This is a genomic window from Steroidobacter cummioxidans (assembly GCF_003104955.1).
The window spans coordinates 204339-223937 of record NZ_LSRW01000004.1 but is presented as its reverse complement, the minus strand read 5'-3'; the positions used below and the strand labels follow the sequence as shown (position 1 = coordinate 223937).

Sequence of the window (19599 nt, the reverse complement as noted above, 5' to 3'; positions counted from 1 at the left end):
GAACTGCTCTATTGGGGATCGGTGGCCAGGTGACTCGGCGTCTCGAGACCGCTTGGCGACTACCGCCAGGAGTTAGCACGTCTGCGCGCGCTGCACCGGTCCACGAACTTGGCGCGCAGTTTAATTCGGGGCGCCCACACCGTACAGCCACGCCGGCTGTCGGAGGGGCTTACGCCGTTTGAGCGCCACGCGCCGCCAATGCCTGCTGAAAGTGCCGATGCATGGCCTCGTTCAACGCCCGTGATGCTAGCGGTAACGGCGTATTGCGGTAGGGACTTAAGTCCAAGTCCTCGCCAACGACCAGGCTGAAATGCGGGCGCCGGGCGGGAATCCGGTACCAGGGCTCGGATTTGGCCAGGGTGGTGGGCTCACAGGAGATGTACACGGGCGTGAGCTCGGTCGCGGCCCGCAAGGCCACGTTGGCCGCTCCGCGGTGGAACACCATGGGCTGGTTCGGGCGTGTGCGCGTCCCTTCAGGAAAAAAGATCAGCGACTGCCGCTCCCGCAAGGCCGTGGCCGCGCCTTCGATCATGCTCGCGGTCTGGTCGTTGGGAATGAACTCGACCAGCGTTACTGCCCAGCGCGTCAATGGGTTCCGCCACAAGCCCTGCTTGACCACGCAACTCGCCGTGGGAATGAATGCCAGCAAAAAGACCACGTCGATGAGCGTTGGATGATTCGCCACGATCATCTGCCCATAACGACCCAGGCGCTCACGGCCGTGGAATTCGTAGGTGAGCGCTCCACTCCGATGCATCACGCCGATGAACAACCTCAACCCCGCGCTCATCACCGCACGCGCCCGACGGCGCTTGGTGTCGCGCGAGGCCGGAATGAGCTTGACGATGGGTAGCAGGACGGCGCCGACGACCAGCGCGCCCACGCCGAACAGGGAAAAGCTGAATCCAGTCATGAACAGCCGCCAGTACCAATAGTCCCGACGGCGAGAGTCACCACAGCGGCTGGCGCTGTCGGTGGCTTCGTTGGCGAGTTGCGGTTCGGCGTTCATGGGGAGGAATTATGATGCCGTTGTCATGCACGGCAACCCACATGCGTTAGCGGCGACGCCATTCAGCCCGAATGGCCAATCGGCGGACACTCGTCTGACGCTGTGGCTGGCCTTTCCAATCGCACGCGAGCAGTTCGATCCGTCGAAGTTGTCCACAGACGACCGCGCTCGGCTGAACGACTATCGCAGCTCACGCCGTCGCGCGGATTTCGAAGTCAGTAGGGCTTTACTCGCGGCCGCCAACGTCGGCGCAACTGCGCACAGCCTCAGCCACAGTTCCGAGCACGCGGCGCTGTTCACCGGACCCGATGGCTGGCAGATCGGCGTGGATCTGGAAATCAATCGACCTCGCGACGTGCTCAAACTCGCGAGATTTGGCTTCCACGAAGACGAGGTGCGCGCGCTCAAGTCCGCGGCTCCTGAATCTCGCCAGGCGCTGTTCTACACGCTGTGGACGCTGAAGGAATCCTTCGCGAAGGCCTTGCAGCTCGAGCTGGTCGAGGCGCTTCGTCAATGCGTGTTCTGGAAGGATGGCGAGGTGTGGCACGGACGCGTGCCAGCGAGTTCGCCTTGGGGGGCGGCGGTTTTTCAGCCGCGACCCGACCTCTTCCTGGCTGTGGCCTGGATTGGCGACAGCACGGCTGCGGCGTTGGAGCTGCGGGAGTGGCCGCCGCAACAACCGGGCGACTGGCCGGTCGTGGCTGCTTTGCGCTGAACCAGCCTGAAATTGCTTGGATCTGTGGCGATTTGAATCCATTCAGGCGCTTTTGCGCCAGCTGGTGCCGCCCATCCTCCAGCAAGTCAGCTGCCGCATCGGGTCCTGTACGATACCCAGATATCCAGCGCGCATCGCGCCGGGTGCGCAGACCGTGTAGCAGGTCCACTGTGAACTGCGTCTAAAAATTGAGCACAGGCAAAACTGGTCCGTGGATTGAGCACTTGAGTCGCTTCACCCCAAACTATTCACAGAGTTGTCCACAGGATTTGTGCATAGACCGGACCCCGTATCTGGCGGTCGCGATCGACACTCCGCTGCGACAGGTGTTCGACTATCGTGCGCCCGCTGACGCTGCAGCCGGCGCAGGCTCTCGCGTCTGGGTGCCGTTCGGTCGTCGTCGCGTCGTCGGCGTGGTTGTCGAGGGCAGGGACCAAACCGAAGTTCCGCCAGACAAACTGCGCGCAGCCTTCGAAGTTATCGACAGCGAGCCGACGTTCGATTCCGATGTGTTGTCGTTGCTGACCTGGGCCGCGGAGTACTACCGCCATCCCGTAGGCGAGGTGCTCACCTCAGCCATGCCGGTGCTGCTGAGAGGTGGCGCGCCGGTGCGCGAAGAGAAGCTCGTCTGGCGACTCACCGAGCTCGGACGCGAGCAGGCTCTAGCGAAGCTGCCCGCGCGATCCATTCGCCTGCGCGCCATCGCCGAGTACCTCACCAAGCATGAGCAAGCGCCCGCCTCCGAGGTTCTGAGCGCGACCGAAAGCCCGTCCTCTGCACTGAGGAATCTGGAAGAGCGCGGGTTCGTCGAGCAATTTGTCCGCGAGCAGCCGCAGACAGTGCCGACCGTCTCGATCGTCCGTGCAGGGCCGCCGCTCAACGAAGCCCAGTCCGCCGCGGTCGAACGAATTCAGAACACGCTAGGCACCTTTGCCTCTCACCTGCTTTACGGCGTGACTGGAAGCGGCAAGACCGAGGTGTATTTGCACGTAATCGCGGCTGTGCTCGCGCGTGGCCAGCAAGTGCTGGTGCTCGTGCCCGAGATCGCACTGACGCCGCAGTTGATCTCGCGCTTCCGTGGGCGCTTCGATGCGCCTCTCGCAGTCCTGCACTCGGGTTTGAACGACACGGAGCGCCTGGCGGCATGGCGGGACGCGCGCGAAGGCACGGCTCGCATCATCATTGGCACACGCTCGGCCATCTTCACGCCGCTGCCACATCCCGGGCTGATCATCATCGACGAAGAGCACGACGGCTCGTTCAAACAGCAGGACGGCTTCCGCTACTCGGCGCGCGACCTCTCACTCGTGCGCGCACAGAGGCTAGGCATCCCAGTCGTGCTCGGCTCGGCGACTCCCTCGCTGGAAACATTGGCGCGCGCTCGCAAACAACCGGAAACGCTCTCCCACCTTCCTCATCGCGCCGGCAGCGCGCGCCCGCCGCAGCTCGCTTTGATCGATCTGCGCAAGTGTGGCGCGACACAGGGCATCGCCACGCCGACGGTGATGACAATCCGTCGACATCTGGATGCAGGCGGTCAGGTCATGCTCTTCATCAACCGCCGCGGTTATGCGCCGGTGCTGTTCTGCCCGAACTGCGGATGGTCCGCCCACTGCCGCCGCTGTGACGCTCATCTGACCGTCCACGCGCGCGGCCGCGATCTCATCTGTCACCACTGCGGCTCTCAGGAAAACCTGCCGAACGAATGTCCGACCTGCTTTGCCGACGTAAAACCCGTGGGCCAGGGCACGGAACGAATCGAGGAAGCGCTTCAGCAATTGTTTCCTGGTGCGCCGATGGCGCGCATCGATCGCGACAGCATGCGGCGCAAGGGCGAGTTGGAAGAGACGCTGGCCCGAGTGAACCGCGGCGAAGTCCGGATCCTGGTTGGCACCCAAATGCTGACCAAAGGCCACGATTTCCCACAGGTCACACTGGTGGTAGTACTGAACGCCGACCAGGGGCTTTTCAGCACGGACTTTCGCGCGCCGGAACGCCTCGCCCAAACCATCGTGCAGGTGGCCGGCCGCGCGGGCCGCGCCGATCGACCCGGCGAGGTGCTGATTCAGACGGAATATCCCGAGCATCCGCTGCTTACATTGCTGCTAACAGGCGGCTACGCGGCTTTTGCCGACGGCGCATTGACGGAACGTGAACAAGGCGGCTGGCCGCCCTTTGCCCGTATCGCGCTATTGCGCGCGGAAGCGACCGATCAGGAGGCGCCGCTGAGATTCCTGCAAGACGCACACGACCTGGCCGTCGACTTCCCGGTTCGAGGGGTACAGCTGCTCGGTCCCGCGCCTGCGCCGATGGAGCGCCGTGCCGGCCGTTTTCGCGCTCAATTGTTGTTACGCGCCCCCAGCCACTCGCCCTTGCAGAAGTTTCTAAGCGGCTGGCTGCCGCTCCTTTCCATGCTGCCGGAGGCGCGCCGCGTCCGGTGGTCGATCGATGTGGATGCGGCCGAGTTGAGTTGAGTACACTGTCATGAACATCACTCTCTCCTGCTCTTTGTGAAGTACCAGATCGAACGCCTCGTGCAGGCCGCCCTGGCCTGTCTGCCTCCTGACATTGTCCCCGCGGATGTGCATCCCACCGTGGAAGTCGAGCGCACACGCGATGCTGCGCACGGCGATTTCGCGACAAACATTGCGTTGCAACTGGCCAAACCCGCGCGCAAGAACCCGCGGCAGCTGGCGCAGGCCATTGTCGACTGCATTCCCGCGAGCGAATTGATCACCAAGATCGATATCGCCGGCCCTGGCTTCATCAATTTCCATTTCTCGCCGCAGGCGTATCAGCAGGAACTGTCGCGGATTTTCGATCTCGGCGTGGCCTATGGTTACAACAAGCGCGGCGCCGGCCAGAGCGTCGTCGTGGAATTCGTGTCGGCAAATCCCACCGGGCCGCTGCACGTCGGACACGGGCGGCAAGCCGCGCTTGGCGATGCGCTCGCAGCGCTGCTGCAATCGCAGGGTCATCCGGTCAGCCGTGAGTTCTACTACAACGACGCCGGCGTACAGATTCAAAACCTTGCGCTGTCCGTGCAGGCTCGCGCCCGCGGTCACAAACCAGGCGATCCGGAATGGCAGGACGGCTGGTACGCAGGCGAGTACATCCAGGACATCGCCAATGACTTCCTCGCGCGCAAGACCGTGCACGCCTTCGACGGCGAGCCGATCCGCGCCAGCGGCAAAATCGAGGATCTCGACGCGATCCGCCGCTTCGCGGTCACTTGCCTGAGGCATGAGCAGGACACCGATCTGCAGAAGTTCGGTGTGCGCTTCGATACCTATTACCTGGAGTCGAGCCTGTACAGCGACGGCAAGGTCGACACGACCGTGCAAAGCCTGGTCGCGAGCGGCCACACCTACGAGAAAGACAACGCGCTGTGGCTGAAGACCACGGACTTCGGCGATGACAAGGACCGCGTGATGCGCAAGTCCGACGGCACATATACGTACTTCGTCCCCGACGTCGCGTATCACGTCACCAAGTGGCAGCGTGGGTTTTGCCAGGCCATTAACGTGCAGGGCACCGATCATCACGGCACCATCGCTCGCGTGCGCGCGGGTCTGCAGGCACTGAATATCGGCATCCCGAAGGGCTATCCCGATTACGTGCTTCACAAGATGGTGAAGGTCATGCGCGGCGGCGAGGAAGTGAAGATTTCCAAGCGCGCGGGCTCCTACGTGACGGTGCGCGATCTGATCGAGTGGGTGGGCCGCGATGCCGTCCGCTTCTTCCTCGTGTCGCGCAAGGCCGATTCCGAATTCGTCTTCGACATCGATCTGGCGCTGGCCGAAGGCGAAGAGAATCCCGTGTACTACGTGCAGTACGCGCACGCGCGAGTGTGCAGTGTCTTCCGTCAGCTGAACGAAAAAGGACTGACGCACGAACGTGACATTGGCGAGACCAACGTCGATCTGCTCACGGAACCGCACGAGAAGGCTTTGATCCGCCGACTCACCTACTATCCCGAGCTGCTGGAGAACGCCACGCACGATCTCGAGCCGCATCAGCTCGCGCATTACCTGCGTGAACTGGCGGGCGACTTCCACACTTACTACAACGCGCACAAATTCATCATCGATGATGTGAAGCTGCGCAACGCCCGTCTGAACCTGGTCGCGGCCACCCGCCAGGTGCTGGAAAACGGCCTGAAACTGCTCGGCGTGTCCGCGCCGGAGAAGATGGAATCGAAGAAAGTCGCGACAGCTGGTGAGGAATGATGCGCCAGCGCACAATCCGCGGCTGACTTTCGTTTCCTACTCGCGTCTTTAGCTGATTCCACCGTCTGCTTCATGGCAAAGGACTACAAACATTCCAAGCGCCGCAGTGGCTCGTCCGGACTGTCCGGCATGGCCGGCTTCGTCTGCGGTTTGGCTCTCGGCCTCGCTGTCGCACTCGGCGTCTATCTGTTCGATCGCCGCACGGAAGCACGCCTCGCCGCCCAGCAAACCGCGGCGCCCATGACCCGCGACGAAGGTAAGGCTCAGACCAAGCCTGCGCCTGCGTCACAGGAAGAGGCGGAGACGCAATTCGACTTCTACGAAATGCTGCCGAAATACGAAGTCGTGATCCCCGAGCAGGACGCTCGCGGTGGCGCGGCGCCAGCCGTGGTCGCGGGCCCGGTGCAGAAGCCGGGCGCTTACATCCTGCAAGCGGGCTCGTTCCGTAACTTCAAGGATGCGGATCGCGTGCGCGCGATGATCGCTATGCAAGGCGTGGAGTCGAAGATTCAGAAGGTGACCATCGATAAGGACACCTGGCACCGCGTGCGCGTCGGCCCCATCACGAATCTACAGAGGCTCGAAGACACTCGCAGCAAGCTGCGACAGGCGCAAATCGACGCTCTGGTCATCCGCGTCGGCGACTAGCCGACGCGCGCAACTGCCTCAATCTTCAGCGAGTTGCCTGAAATCGACGCCCAGCGAGCGTAGCTTGCGATAGAGATGAGTGCGCTCCATCCCGACGCGCTTGGCAAGCTGACCCACCTTGCCGTTGCAAAGGATCAACTGCTGCTGCAGATAAGCCCGCTCGAAATGCTCGCGCGCCTCGCGCAGCGGCAGCGCTAACAAATCCTGTTTCACGAGCGGCTCATTCGTCGGCGCATGCGCCGCCAACTCACGCTCGATCTCGTCCAGGCGAATCTCTTCCTCGCCCCCGAGGATCAACAGCCGCTGCACCAGGTTCCGCAGCTCGCGAACATTCCCCGGCCAGGGGTAATTCCGCAGACGATTCTGCGCGGCCACGCCAAACCGACGGAACGGCAAGTGCTGCTCGTCCACCAAACGATCGACGTAATGACGCAGCAGATCCGGCACATCCTGCGCGTAGTCACGCAGCGGCGGCACGTTCAACGTGATCACGTTCAACCGCGACAGCAGTTCCAACCGCACGCCCGTTCCCTCGGCATTGAGGAACCTTGACGTCGCGGAACCAATGATCCGGATGTTTGTACCGACCGGCGTCGCGCCACCCACTCGCGTGAATGTCTTCGTCTCCAACGCCGCGACCAACAAGCCCTGCGCCTTCGGCGGCAAATCTTCGACGCCATTGATGAACAGCACACCACCGGCTGCCTGCTCGAACACACCCGCGTGATTGCCGTTCGCGTCTTCGGTACCAAACAGCGCCGCAGCCGCGCCTTCATCGCTCACGCCCGTGGCGACGAGTTGCACGAACGGTCCCGCCGCGCGGGGGCTCAGCGAATGTATGTAACGCGCGAACGCCTCGCGCCCGCTGCCCGGCTCACCGACGATGAGCACCGGCGTCTCGTGCGGCGCCACCTGCTGAACTTGCTCACGAAGCGCGGCCATCGCTCGGCTCTTGCCGACGGGCGCCAGCAGCGGCGGCACCAGCGAGCGCCCCGACTGACGTTTGTTACGGCCGGAATCCAGCGCGCGCTCCACCGTGCGCAGCAGCTTGGCGAGGGACAGCGGCTTCTCGACGAAATCGAATGCCCCCAGACGCGTCGCTTCGACCGCGGTCTCGACGGTGCCGTGGCCCGACATCATGACGACCGGGCAAGAAGTACCATTCGGCTGCACCCACTCACGCAGCAGAGTGATGCCGTCGGTATCCGGCATCCATATATCGAGCAGCACCAGGTCGGGATCGTGTTGTGCACGGGCGGAACGCGCCTCCGCGGCATCCGCGGCAACGTCCACCTCGTAACCTTCGTCCGCCAGGATCTCCTTCAGAAGCCCGCGGATCTCGCTTTCGTCATCGACCACTAGTATGCGCGCTGCACTCATGCCCGCTCCCTCCTAGGTCCGCTGCGCCGTTCGCGAATCGGACCGCCGCCGCGGACCGCAGTCAACGGCAACTCGATACACACCCGAGCACCCCCTGTGCGTACATTGTCGGCCGCAATGGCCCCGCCGTGCTCTTCGACTATTTTTTTCACGATCGCGAGTCCCAGGCCCGTGCCTTTCGGTTTGGTCGTTACATAAGGATCGAACACCTGGCCGATCACGTCCGGCCGGAAGCCCGGTCCATTGTCCTCGACGACAATCTCCGCCGCGCGGGCGGCCGTCGCCCCGCTGCCCCTCTCGATCAACCGCGTCACGACGCGTACTGACGGATTCGGCACTCCTTCCAGAGCTTCCCAGGCATTGGCGAGCAGATTATGGATGATTTGCCGCATACGGCCACGGTCGGCTTCGATCTCCGGCAGCCCCTTCTGCAGCTGCAGGGTCGGGCTCGGCCGGCCCGGCGCCCGGTACAGCTCCGCCACTTCGCTGATGAGCTGGTTCAGGTCGAAGCGTGACACATCCATCTGCGGCGCGCGCGCGTATTCGCTGAAGGCGTTGACCATCTCTTTCATGGCCTCCACCTGCTGCACGATGGTGTGCGTGGCGCGGTCCAGCACTTGGCTCTGGGTCGCATCGATATGCCCGAGCAGCTTGTGGCGCAGCCGTTCCGCGGACAGCTGGATGGGCGTCAGCGGATTCTTGATCTCATGCGCCAGACGCCGTGCCACCTCGCCCCAAGCTGCATCGCGCTGGGCCTGCAACAGGGCGGTGATGTCATCGAACACGATGACATAGCCGCCGGGCGTCTGATCCTCGCCGGACAGCGTGGTACAGGCGCACATCAAAATGCGCCGGATCGAATCGGCTTGCAGCACCAGCTGCTCGCGCCACTCACTGATACCCGCGGCCAGGTGCGCGGTACACGTGGACTGGAACTGTTCGAACAGGGCGCTATCGCTGCCGGTCTCCGACAGCGGCTTGCCGATAAGTGTTGCCACATCGACGCCGAGAATCGAGCTTGCCGCCTGATTCGCAGTGCGAATGGTGCGATCGGGTTCGAGTGAAATCACGCCCGTAGACAGTCGCGCCAGAATGACCGCGAGATTGGCTCGCTCGGCTTCCACCGCCTGTTGAACACGACGTGTCTCTTCGCGCGACCTCGCGAGTCGCTTGGTCATGTCATTGAACGAGTGCACGAGGATGCCCATCTCGTCGTGCGAGGTCAGTGGCAAACGCAGATCGAAGTCGCCCTTCGCGACGGCGCGCGTACCGGCGACCAAGTCCTGAATTGGGCGCACCAGGCGCCGCGCAGCCCAGAACGCGCCATACAGCGCGCCGAACAGAGACAACAACAGCACCAACGTTAGCGTCAGCGTAAAGCTGGTTTTCAACGGCTCGCGCAAGCGCGCTTTCTCGCCGTAGCGCTGGTAGGAAGATTCGACTGTATCCGCCAGCTCGCCGAGACGTCGCTCGATGGGATAGATGGCCTGCAGGACGCGGGTCTCGTCACCCGGCAGCACCTGCGGCACACGCACCGCTGTGCGCACCAGATAACCGCCGCCCGCAGCAGGATCGAGTGCAACGTAATCGCGACCCTGCCGAACTTGCATCGTCATCTCATCGCTCAATGGCGCGGGCACGATGTCGCTCAGACGATCGGAGCTGGTCGCGAGAATGCGGCTGTTCGATGCTAGCAGTGTGAGCTCGAGCGCTTCATTCTCCCGGCGCAACTCATCGAGCGTTTGGTACGCACCGGCACGCACAGGAGCAATGCGCGCGGCGACCGTGCGCGTGCGCTCCAGATATTCACGCATGCGCAGATCGAGCGCGGCGCGTGACAGCGTCAATGCATCTTCCAAACCCTGGCGAATCTCGACATGGAACCAGCTGTCGATGCCGCGGTTGAGAAACACCACCGAGAAATAGAAGACGAGCAGCAGCGGCGCCATCGCGAGCGTCGCCGACATCCATACCATGCGCGCTTCGAGGCGCGAGCCGACCACTCGTTTGCGCCAGTCGCGCACGAGTTGCGCGAGGCGGCCGCCGATGAGAATCAGCAGGACCAGCAGGCCCGCGACGTTGACGCCGACGATGAAGGGATGCAGATCGCTGAAGTGCGCCGACTGTTGCACGGTCTGCGCCATGATGAGCAACGCAGCCACCCACAGCCCCGATCCGATGAGCACCAGGATCGAGACCAGCGTGCGTTTCAGAGTTGCGGCGACCATGTGTACCACTCGCTGCGCTGCCGCCAGTCGGCCGACCAGAACAGCACGAAGCGCAAGGCGTCCGGCATCGTGCGCACATCGAGACTACCGCGCACGCTGATTTCGTGTCGCCGGTTCGGCGACACCAGCGCCTGGTCCAGGATGGGCAGGCGACTGATCACGCGCAGGGCATCGAGCGCAGCGTCCAGCGTCGCATAAGACGCTTGTTCGCCGCTATTCAAATTGCGCACCTGATAACGCTCGCTGAGCGCGCGGTACGCCAGCTCGTAGCCCTGATCCAGGGTCGCGACCGTCTCGTCCAGCCAGTAATTGCGCTGGCGTTTGACGACGATCTCCAGGTGCAGGGTCATCGGCACCCCTTCGCGGATCGCGGCTCGGGCACCCTCGGGCAAGTCGAAGTTGAGTGTGGCGTTCAGCTCGAAGACGCGGTCGGCCGGTTCGACATAAGCGGAGCGGACTTCAAACCGGGTGCTCTGGGCCGAGGCCGCCGGCCCGAGCAGGCAGCCGAGCGCCACCAGCCACGCCATGAGCCACGCCACAGCGCGTCGGACGATCGCGTCCGACGCACCGGGGCAGAGCACATCGCGCCAGGTTGGGCTTGCCGCCACGGAGCGTCCTTAACCGAAATTACGAAACGAGTTCATGTTGGTCATGCTTCGGGCCATGCTCAGGCGCACGGCTTCTCGAGCAGAGCATAATAAAAACCATCCATCCCCGCGGATCCCGCCGCAATTCTTAAGCCATGAGTACCGGCGCGCGTTCCCTCCCCCACGGGGGGTAACACTTGCAGTCTGGCGTCGGTGACATCACGCGCGGTCGGCTCGTCGCGCAGAAATTCGGCGATTACCGCGGTGGTCTCGGCCTGTAAGGCGGAGCAGCTGGCATAGAGCAACCGGCCTCCTGGCTGCAGCAACGGCCACAAAGTCCGCAACAACTGCAACTGGCGCACCGCCAGCGCCGCGATGTCATCGCTCCGCCGCAGCAGTTTGATGTCCGGATGACGGCGGATTACTCCGGTCGCGGAGCACGGCACATCGAGCAAGATGCGGTTGAACGGCTTGCCGTCCCACCAGCTTGCCGGCTCGGCCGCGTCCGCCGCGATAACCTGTGCCGTCACACCCAACCGTTGCAGATTCTGCGTAACGCGCATCAAGCGCTCGGGAGAAACATCGACCGCGGTGAGCCCGGCAAGTTCAGGCGCCAGTTCGAGCAGGTGACCCGTCTTACCGCCCGGCGCGGCACACGCATCGAGAATGCGCTCACCTGCCTGCGGATCGAGCAAATGACCCGCGAGCTGCGCGGCAGCGTCCTGCACCGATACCAAACCCTCGCTGAATCCCGGTAAATCGCTGACATCCTTGGCCCGATCGAGCAGCAGCGCCGTGTCATCGAACGCACTGGCGAGCACACCGATCTGCTGTGCCTGTAATTGCTCCCGATAGTTCGCAGCCGCGCTGCGCGCCCGATTCACACGGATCCAGAATGGCGGGCGCTGATTGTTGGCATCGAGAATGTCGTTGGCTCGATCGCCCCAGTCCCTACGCAGCTTCTCCACCAGCCAGCGCGGATGCGCGGTGCGCACCGCGAGGTCGCGATCGATCTTGGGCAGCAATTGCGCTTGCTCCCGCTGACAGCGACGCAGGATCGCATTGACCAATCCGGAAGCGCGCGGTTGCTTGAGCTCTCGGGTCGCAGCGACCGTCTCCGCGACCGCCGCGTGCGCAGGAATATCTGTGTATATCAGCTGACACAAGCCCACGATGGCGAGCGCGCGGATCTCGGGCTCGAGCGCTTGATTCGGTCGACTCAGCAGACGCGCGAGCAAGGCGTCGAGTCGCACGTACCAGCGAATGCTGTCGTAACTCAGCGACCGGAGCAGGCCGCGCTCTTGTTTGTTACTGGTGGTTTCGGCGCCCAGCACCGCGTCGAGCGAACGACCGTGCTCAACGACTTCCGCGACGATCCTCGCGGCCCTCGCTCTGACTGCAGCGGATGCGCTCACGAGCCAAAGACCGCGCCTTCGGGGCGATGCGCTCTGAGGAAATCCGCGGCCGGCATAGCCTTGCGACCCGCGGCTTGCACGCGCGTGAGCTGCAATGTTCCATCGCCCGTTGCGACTTCGATGCCATCGCTACTGGTTGCGACGACGGTGCCCGGTGCGGCGGATGATTGCTTAGCTGACGGCGCTGCTTCCCAAACGCGTAGCTGCTGACCGTTCCATCGCGTCTCGGCAATGGGCCACGGATTGAATGCACGCACGTGCCGATCGATCTCAACCGCCGGCTTCGACCAGTCAATCAACGCTTCTTCCTTACGGATTTTCGCGGCGTACGTTGCGCCTTCCTGTGGCTGCTCGACGGGCTTCGCTATGCCAGCCGCGATTGCGTCGATCGCTTCGAGCACTGCTGCCGCACCGAGCATCGATAGACGATCGTGCAGGGTCGCGCCCGTTTCGCGAGTATCAATGGGAGTGACGCGTTCGAGCAGCATCGGGCCCGTGTCGAGCCCCACGTCCATTTGCATGATGGTCACGCCGCTCTCTTTATCTCCCGCCTGAATCGCGCGCTGAATCGGCGCAGCTCCGCGCCATCGCGGGAGCAGTGACGCATGGATGTTCACGCAGCCGAGGCGCGGTGTATCGAGCACTGACTTCGGAAGCAACAGGCCATAGGCGACGACGATCATCAGATCGGCTTGGTATTGCGCCAGACGCTGCACCGCTGCGGGATCTTTCAACGTCTGCGGCTGCTCGACCGGCAACTGATGTTTGAGCGCGCACTGCTTCACCGCGCTCATCGTCACTTGCTGCCCACGGCCCGCGGGCCGATCCGGCTGCGTGTAGACCGCGAGCACACGGTGTCGCGAGGCGACCAGCGCTTCCAACGCAGACACGGAGAACTCGGGCGTGCCCGCGAAGATGAGTGACAACGGAGAGGACATCAAGACTCGGCGATAACTCGGTCGAATTTGGGGACGCTCATTCTAGGTGTTCTCGCGTCCGCACGGACATTTCAGCGCAGGCGTCGGAGGGAGGTTTGTCCTCCCGGCAAATGGATCCAACAGGGATGTTGGTCCATTAGCAGCTACAGGGAGGTACAGCAACGCGCCACGCGACAGCGTGGGCGCGGCGTGCGTCGCGGTGCCGGGAGGACAAACCTCCCTCTGGCGACTGCGCAGGAGCCGCCGCATCAAGGCCCACTCTTATTCTTTTAGAGCGCCTTACTCCGCCCGCGAGCCGCCTCGGCAGCCTTCTCCTTACGGTCCTTCTCGAGCTTCTTGCGAATGCGGGTGCGCTTCAGGTCGGACAGGTAATCGACGAACAGCTTGCCTTCCAGATGATCCATCTCGTGCTGAATGCACACGGCCAGCAGCCCGTCCGCGTCGAGCTCGAACTGTTTGCCATCGCGGTCCAGCGCGCGCACGCGGATGCTGTCGGCGCGCTTGACCTTCTCGTAGATACCGGGAACGGACAGACAGCCCTCCTCGGTCTCTTCCATGCCGCTGTGGCTGACGATCTCCGGGTTGATCAGCGTCAGGCGCTCATTGCGCTTTTCGCTGATGTCGATGACCAGCAGCCGTTTATGAACATTGATCTGGGTCGCCGCCAGGCCAATGCCGGGCGCGGCGTACATGGTCTCGAACATGTCGTCGATCAGCTTGCGCAAGGCGTCATCCACCTGCTCCACGGGCTGCGCTTTGGTGCGCAGGCGCGGATCGGGGAATTCGAGAATCGGAAGTAGTGCCATGTTCGAACACGTCAAAAGGCGGAAACTGACGCCTAGTCTGCAGTCGATTTGGCAGGAAACAAGCCCCGTGTGGCCAACACAGCCATAGACGGCTTGAATCGGCCCCCGGCAAGGGGCGGCGGAAGCAGGAATGAGAACCACGTCGCGGGCTGAAGCCCCATTTCTGCACTCGTTGCAATGATGCTGCTAAAGTTCGAGAACTGTTGAACTTAATGTCGGCCCCGTGTGTGCTTTTGCGCGCCAGTACAAAGTCTTACGCGCCACTGGACACCTCGAGGCGCCCATGTTCAGGGACTCTAATGGGAGCTCGTTGAAGCGCATGAAAACTGCGAATCTGGCACTTCGTCCGGCGATCCTGCTGAGCCTGGTCGCTGGTCTGACCGTCACTGTGGGCCTGCTTGCGCCCCCGAGCATCCTCGCCCAGGACGGGCCGGCCAAGACCGTCGGCTCCGGTAGCAACATTCCGCTGGCCGCCGAAGCCCCCGATCAATATGTGGTCAAGCGGGGTGATACGCTCTGGGACATTTCCAAAGTGTTCCTGAAGGAGCCCTGGTACTGGCCGGAAATCTGGTACGTGAACCCGCAGATCGCCAATCCGCATCTGATCTATCCGGGGGACGTGCTCAAACTGGTTTATGTGGACGGTCAGCCGCGTTTGACCTTGGCTGAACGCGGCGGCGAAAGAGTCGAAGGTGGTCGCGGCGGCACGCGCCTGTCGCCCGAAGTGCGCCGCGAGCCGCTGAGCCAGGCAGTCACTGCGATTCCATACGATGTGGTCGCCAGCTTCATGGGCCGTCCGACGCTGCTGACCAAAGATCAGGTGAAGACCGCGCCGTACATCGTCGCGCTCCGCGATTCGCACATGATCGGCGCCCTCGGCAATGAAGTGTACGCACTCGGCATCGGGCAAGCCGCGCCGGAGACGCGCTACAGCGTCATTCATGTTGGCGAGGAGCTGCGCGATCCCGACAACAACGCACTGCTCGGCTACTCGGGCCTGTACGCGGGCTCGGGCCCGGTCGTCACGCAAGGCGAACCCGCCAAGATCGTGATGACGGATTCGACGCGCGAAGTCCTGCAAGGCGACAAGGTGTTTCCTGAGTCAGTGGATGTGAAAGTGGATTTCGTTCCGCATGCGCCCGATTCCGACATCGATGCCGCCATTATCGCCGTGCGTCGTCACACGGTGATGGGTCAGTATCAAGTCGTCGCGCTGAATCGCGGCGCATACGCGGGCCTCGAGCCTGGCCACATCCTCGCCATCCATCAGCGCGGTGCTGTGGTCCGCGACAACTTCAAACAAGGCGGCCTGTCCGCGCGCCGCACCAGTCGGAACTCGGACATTGGCAACAAGGTGCAGCTGCCCAGCGAGCGCATCGGCGCCCTCATGGTGTTCAAGGCGTTCGATAATATGAGCTACGCGCTCGTGATGGAGACGACGCACGAAATCCGCCAGGGAGACCGCGCTAAAAACCCATAAGCGCGGTTTGGCACAGCGTATGTTCAGGAGCTCATGGAAGAGCTCAAAACATGGCTGGCCCTTGCACGGGTGCCCGGCTTTCACGCCGCATCCCAAGATTCACTGCTCGAACGACATCTGCGCTGGCTCGAACATCCAGCGCATCACTTTCTGCGCCGCGGCTCGCCCGGCTATCCCCCGTTACTCTCCAACCTGCCCGACGCGCCGACCGGTCTGCTGGTGCGTGGCGATCCCAATGCATTGAGCCTGCCGCAGCTCGCGATCGTCGGCTCCCGCAACCCCACCCCTGCCGGACATGACATAGCGCGCCAGTTTGCCGCACAGTTGGCTCGATCGGGCCTGACGATCACCAGCGGCCTCGCCATCGGCATCGATGCAGCGGCCCACCGGGGCGCAATCGAGGAAGGCGGCAAGACCGTCGCCGTGTGCGGCACAGGCCTTGATATCGACTACCCGCGGGCCAATGCTGCGTTGTCGGAAGAAGTTGCATCCAGCGGCGCGCTGGTCAGCGAATTTCCTTTGGGCACGCCGGCGAGCAAGAGCAACTTTCCCCGGCGCAATCGCATTATCAGTGGATTGTCACTGGGTACCTTGGTGGTGGAGGCTGCGGTGCGGAGCGGCTCGTTGATCACGGCACGGCTGGCGGGCGAGCAAGGTCGCGAAGTTTTCGCGGTCCCCGGCTCAATCCGCAATCCACTCGCGCGTGGTTGCCACAAATTGATCCGCGATGGCGCGCAGTTGGTGGAAACGCCGGAGGATATATTCGCGCAGCTGGGGCCGTTGGCGGCCACACTTGCCCTGGCAACCCCGGTAGCGACTGAAACTGCTGATAGCGCAGCAGTTTTTTCCCCGGCATTGGACAAAGGGTATGAAATCCTGTTAGATGCGCTCGGCTTCGAGCCGGCCAGTGTCGATGTTTTGATCGCACGTACCGGCCTCAAAGCCGACGAGGTAGCGTCAATGCTGCTGATCCTCGAACTGGAGGCATGCATCGACGCCTGCCCTGGCGGGCTTTATGTCCGGCGTCCAGTCCCTGGCTAAGGCAGCGAAATGAAGGAAAGCGTTCTCGATATCCTGATCTATCTCTTCGAGAATTACTTCGACGCCGATCTGGACTGCGCCCCCGAACCCGACCGCGACACACTCCGGGACGAACTGGAACGCGCCGGTTTTTCCGAACGAGAAGTTGGCCGCGCGCTCGAATGGCTCGAGCAGCTGTCGGCCGATCCGAACCGAGCGGGCGCCATTCCGGGCTCGCGAGCGATTCGCGTTTTCGACGCGCGCGAGCAGGCCCGGCTCGACACCGAATGCCGGGGGTACATCCTGTACCTCGAGAACATCGGCATCATCAGCCCGGCGCAGCGTGAGTTGGTCATCGACCGGTTGCTGGCGCTCGACGTACAGCAGATCGACATTGAACAGGTGAAGTGGGTGGTGCTCATGGTGCTGTTCAGTCAGCCCGGCCAACAGAGCGCTTACCTGCGGATGGAGGACTTGGTATTCGACAACCGTCTGCAAGTGGTGCACTGAAGCGCGGCGGTTAACACACCGCAGCTTTCAGCAGCACCGCGGCCACCGCGGTTTCTTTTTTTATGGAGCAGAAGAATCTAGTCATCGTGGAGTCGCCTGCAAAGGCGAAGACCATCAAGAAGTACCTCGGTAAGAATTTCGAGGTGCTCGCTTCCTATGGCCATGTCCGCGATCTGGTGCCCAAGGAAGGCGCCGTCGATCCGAAGCGCAAATTCGCGATGCGCTATCAGATCCTGGACAAGAACGAGAAACACGTTCAGGCGATCGCCAAGGCATTGAAGAAATCCGATGCTCTGTATCTGGCGACCGACCCTGACCGCGAGGGCGAAGCCATTTCCTGGCATCTCACCGAGCTGCTCAAGGAACAAGGCGTGCTCGACGGCAAGGACGTGCATCGCGTGGTGTTCTACGAGATCACCAAGAACGCCATCAAAGAGGCCATCGGTCAGCCGCGCGACATCTCACAGGATCTGGTGAACGCGCAGCAGGCGCGGCGCGCGCTGGATTACCTGGTCGGCTTCAATCTCTCGCCGCTGCTGTGGAAGAAAGCAGGCCTGCCGGGCGCCTCCGCCGGCCGTGTGCAGAGCCCGGCGCTGCGCATGATCTGCGAGCGCGAAGAGGAAATTCTCGCGTTCAAGCCGCGCGAGTACTGGACCATCGATGCCGATGTCGAGAAGTCGAAGCAGACGTTCCCGGCCCGCTTGATCGAATATCGCGGCGAGAAGGTCGAACAGTTCACGGTGACCAACGAGGGCCAGGCCACCGATGTGCGCACCGCCATCGAGAACGCGGCCAACGGCAAGCTCAGCGTCGCCAACATCGACAAGAAGCAGCGCAGGCGCAATCCGGCGCCGCCGTTCACGACGTCGACGCTGCAACAGGAATCCGCTCGCAAGCTCGGCTTCGGCGCTCAGCGCACCATGCGTCTGGCGCAGCAGCTGTATGAAGGCGTCGACTTCGGCGAAGGCGCGGTCGGTCTCATTACTTATATGCGTACCGACTCGCTGAACCTCGCGAACGAAGCCGTCGCGGAGATCCGGCAGGTCATCGGCAACATGTACGGCGCCGAGGCGCTGCCCGAGTCGCCGCGTCACTACAAGACCAAGTCGAAGAATGCTCAGGAAGCGCACGAAGCGATTCGCCCGACCTCGGCGGCGATCACTCCCGAGCGCCTTGCCGGCAAGATCGACAACGACCAATTCAAGCTCTACAGCTTGATCTGGAAGCGTGCGGTCGCCAGCCAGATGGAAGCGGCGGTGTACGACACCGTTGCGGTCGATCTGGTGCCCGGCACGAACGCCAAGCGCGAAGGCTCGACCGCCGTGTTGCGTGCGAACGGTTCGACGCTGGTGAAGCCCGGCTACATCGCCGTCTATAAGGAAGGCCAGGACGACGCGGTCGAGGACGACAACGATCGCATCCTGCCGGCCATGGAAGTGGGCGATCAGGTTGCGCTGCTGGCATTGCGTGGCGAACAGCACTTCACCGAGCCACCGCCGCGCTTCTCCGAAGCGAGCCTGGTCAAAGCGCTGGAAGAACACGGCATCGGTCGGCCCTCGACCTACGCCAGCATCATTTCCACGCTGGTCAACAAGAAATACACGGAGCTGCTCAATCGCCGCTTCACGCCCACAGACCTGGGCAAGATCGTCAATAAATTCCTGACGCGCAATTTCCATCACTACGTCGAGTACGGCTTCACCGCCAAGATGGAAGACGACCTCGACGAGATCGCCGACGGCCGCGAGGCCTGGGTGCCGGTGCTGGAGCGCTTCTGGACCGAATTCAAAGAACGCGTCGATGTGGTCGACGAAACGGTCACGCGTGAAGATGTTTCCGAAGCGCGCGAGATCGGTAGCGATCCGGTGACCGGCAAGCCGATCTCGGTCCGCTATGGCAAGTACGGCCCGTTCGTGCAGATGGGCACCAAGGACGACGAAGAAAAGCCCAAATTCGCGAGCCTCAAGGCGACGCAGCGCATGGACACGATCACGCTGCCCGAAGCGCTGGAGCTGTTCACGTTGCCCCGGACGGTGGGTCAGATGGACGACGGTCATGCAATCCGCGTCGCCATCGGCCGCTTCGGTCCCTACATTCAGTATGGCGCGAAGAAGTTCGCATCCATCAAGGACGACGACCCGTACACCATCGAGTTGCCGCGCGCGCTCGAGTTGATCAAGGCCAAGGAAGAGCTGGACGCGAATCGCACCATCCTGAACTTCGAGGAAGCCGGCATTCAGGTGCTGAATGGCCGCTTCGGCCCGTACATCACCGATAAGGTGAAGAACGCCAAGATTCCGAAGGAACGCGATCCGAAGACGCTGACCCTGGACGAGTGCGTGGAGCTGCTCAAGGCCGCGCCGGAGCGTGGCAAGGGCCGCTTCGGTCGTTTCGCCAAGAAGACTGCCGCGAAGACTGCAGCACCAGCCGCTGCCGGAACGGCCGAAAAGCCGGTGAAGGCAGCAGCCAAGAGCAAGACCACGCCGGCGAAGACCGCAAAGGCTCCGGCCTCGGCCGCAGCGAAAACTGCGAAGGCCAAGGCGCCCGCCAAGACTGCCAGCAAGCCTGCTGCCAAAACTGCAGCGAAAAAAGCGCCCGCCAAGCCGAAGTAAGCGACCAGCACGGCGCCGCCAG

The 19599-nt window shown here is 62.8% G+C and carries 15 protein-coding genes; 8 read left to right on the top strand and 7 right to left on the bottom strand.

Features of this window, described 5'->3' with window-relative positions:
* Nucleotides 1–169: 169 nt before the first annotated feature.
* Entirely contained in the window at nt 170–1009 is an 840-nt protein-coding gene (locus tag D0550_RS03380; RefSeq protein WP_116807679.1) for a lysophospholipid acyltransferase family protein, read from the bottom strand.
* Nucleotides 1010–1034: 25 nt separating this feature from the next.
* On the opposite strand from D0550_RS03380, the gene D0550_RS03375 reads away from it, so the two are divergent.
* From D0550_RS03375 to D0550_RS03360, 4 genes are all read left to right on the top strand, one after another.
* A complete protein-coding gene (locus tag D0550_RS03375) occupies nt 1035–1724 on the top strand; it encodes a 4'-phosphopantetheinyl transferase family protein (protein ID WP_161965614.1) in 690 nt (229 codons plus the stop codon).
* Between the two features lie 224 nt (nt 1725–1948).
* Nucleotides 1949–4198 carry a primosomal protein N' gene (locus tag D0550_RS03370; protein WP_206606066.1) on the top strand — a complete coding sequence of 750 codons (2250 nt, stop codon included), beginning with the start codon at nt 1949–1951 and terminating at the stop codon, nt 4196–4198.
* Between the two features lie 27 nt (nt 4199–4225).
* Entirely contained in the window at nt 4226–5953 is a 1728-nt protein-coding gene (gene argS, locus D0550_RS03365) for an arginine--tRNA ligase (RefSeq protein ID WP_174842468.1), read from the top strand.
* Nucleotides 5954–6025: 72 nt separating this feature from the next.
* Nucleotides 6026–6601 carry an SPOR domain-containing protein gene (locus tag D0550_RS03360; RefSeq protein WP_116807676.1) on the top strand — a complete coding sequence of 192 codons (576 nt, stop codon included), beginning with the start codon at nt 6026–6028 and terminating at the stop codon, nt 6599–6601.
* An 18-nt stretch (nt 6602–6619) separates the two neighbouring features.
* Here D0550_RS03360 and D0550_RS03355 read toward each other — a convergent pair whose 3' ends face one another.
* The 6 genes from D0550_RS03355 to def form a co-directional block, all read right to left on the bottom strand.
* The gene (locus D0550_RS03355) at nt 6620–7981 is read right to left on the bottom strand and encodes a sigma-54-dependent transcriptional regulator (protein ID WP_116807675.1); all 1362 of its coding nucleotides are present in this window, start codon (nt 7979–7981) and stop codon (nt 6620–6622) included.
* Nucleotides 7978–10209 (bottom strand): sensor histidine kinase, encoded by a 2232-nt coding sequence (locus tag D0550_RS03350; RefSeq protein WP_116807674.1) that lies wholly within the window; start codon nt 10207–10209, stop codon nt 7978–7980. The genes D0550_RS03355 and D0550_RS03350 overlap by 4 nt, the downstream gene beginning before the upstream one ends.
* A complete protein-coding gene (locus D0550_RS03345) occupies nt 10191–10736 on the bottom strand; it encodes a DUF4390 domain-containing protein (RefSeq protein WP_116807673.1) in 546 nt (181 codons plus the stop codon). The genes D0550_RS03350 and D0550_RS03345 overlap by 19 nt, the downstream gene beginning before the upstream one ends.
* A 140-nt stretch (nt 10737–10876) precedes the next feature.
* Nucleotides 10877–12211, bottom strand: coding sequence for a 16S rRNA (cytosine(967)-C(5))-methyltransferase RsmB (rsmB, locus tag D0550_RS03340; protein WP_116807672.1), 1335 nt, complete (start codon nt 12209–12211; stop codon nt 10877–10879).
* The gene (gene fmt / locus D0550_RS03335; RefSeq protein WP_116807671.1) at nt 12208–13149 is read right to left on the bottom strand and encodes a methionyl-tRNA formyltransferase; all 942 of its coding nucleotides are present in this window, start codon (nt 13147–13149) and stop codon (nt 12208–12210) included. Before fmt ends, rsmB begins: the two co-directional genes overlap by 4 nt.
* Before the next feature lie 269 nt (nt 13150–13418).
* Entirely contained in the window at nt 13419–13955 is a 537-nt protein-coding gene (def, locus tag D0550_RS03330; protein WP_116807670.1) for a peptide deformylase, read from the bottom strand.
* Nucleotides 13956–14274: 319 nt separating this feature from the next.
* Here def and D0550_RS03325 point away from each other — a divergent pair, with 319 nt between their 5' ends.
* The 4 genes from D0550_RS03325 to D0550_RS03310 all read left to right on the top strand — a co-directional run bounded on the left by D0550_RS03325 (nt 14275) and on the right by D0550_RS03310 (nt 19577).
* Nucleotides 14275–15435 carry a LysM peptidoglycan-binding domain-containing protein gene (locus tag D0550_RS03325; protein WP_116807669.1) on the top strand — a complete coding sequence of 387 codons (1161 nt, stop codon included), beginning with the start codon at nt 14275–14277 and terminating at the stop codon, nt 15433–15435.
* 33 nt (nt 15436–15468) lie between these two features.
* The gene (gene dprA / locus D0550_RS03320; RefSeq protein WP_116807668.1) at nt 15469–16476 is read left to right on the top strand and encodes a DNA-processing protein DprA; all 1008 of its coding nucleotides are present in this window, start codon (nt 15469–15471) and stop codon (nt 16474–16476) included.
* A gap of 9 nt (nt 16477–16485) precedes the next feature.
* Nucleotides 16486–16965: a Smg family protein gene (locus D0550_RS03315; RefSeq protein ID WP_116807667.1), complete on the top strand. Its 480-nt coding sequence runs from the start codon at nt 16486–16488 to the stop codon at nt 16963–16965.
* A 62-nt stretch (nt 16966–17027) separates the two neighbouring features.
* Complete coding sequence (locus tag D0550_RS03310; RefSeq protein ID WP_116807666.1) at nt 17028–19577, top strand: DNA topoisomerase I; 2550 nt, start codon at nt 17028–17030, stop codon at nt 19575–19577.
* Nucleotides 19578–19599: the final 22 nt, after the last annotated feature.

Coding starts and splice junctions, on each gene's coding strand:
- D0550_RS03380 (WP_116807679.1), bottom strand. CDS start 1,009: ATGAACGCCGAACCGCAACTCGCCAACGAAGCCACCGACAGCGCCAGC.
- D0550_RS03375 (WP_161965614.1), top strand. CDS start 1,035: ATGCACGGCAACCCACATGCGTTAGCGGCGACGCCATTCAGCCCGAAT.
- D0550_RS03360 (WP_116807676.1), top strand. CDS start 6,026: ATGGCAAAGGACTACAAACATTCCAAGCGCCGCAGTGGCTCGTCCGGA.
- D0550_RS03355 (WP_116807675.1), bottom strand. CDS start 7,981: ATGAGTGCAGCGCGCATACTAGTGGTCGATGACGAAAGCGAGATCCGC.
- D0550_RS03350 (WP_116807674.1), bottom strand. CDS start 10,209: ATGGTCGCCGCAACTCTGAAACGCACGCTGGTCTCGATCCTGGTGCTC.
- D0550_RS03345 (WP_116807673.1), bottom strand. CDS start 10,736: ATGGCGTGGCTGGTGGCGCTCGGCTGCCTGCTCGGGCCGGCGGCCTCG.
- fmt (WP_116807671.1), bottom strand. CDS start 13,149: ATGTCCTCTCCGTTGTCACTCATCTTCGCGGGCACGCCCGAGTTCTCC.
- def (WP_116807670.1), bottom strand. CDS start 13,955: ATGGCACTACTTCCGATTCTCGAATTCCCCGATCCGCGCCTGCGCACC.
- D0550_RS03325 (WP_116807669.1), top strand. CDS start 14,275: ATGAAAACTGCGAATCTGGCACTTCGTCCGGCGATCCTGCTGAGCCTG.
- dprA (WP_116807668.1), top strand. CDS start 15,469: ATGGAAGAGCTCAAAACATGGCTGGCCCTTGCACGGGTGCCCGGCTTT.
- D0550_RS03315 (WP_116807667.1), top strand. CDS start 16,486: ATGAAGGAAAGCGTTCTCGATATCCTGATCTATCTCTTCGAGAATTAC.
- D0550_RS03310 (WP_116807666.1), top strand. CDS start 17,028: ATGGAGCAGAAGAATCTAGTCATCGTGGAGTCGCCTGCAAAGGCGAAG.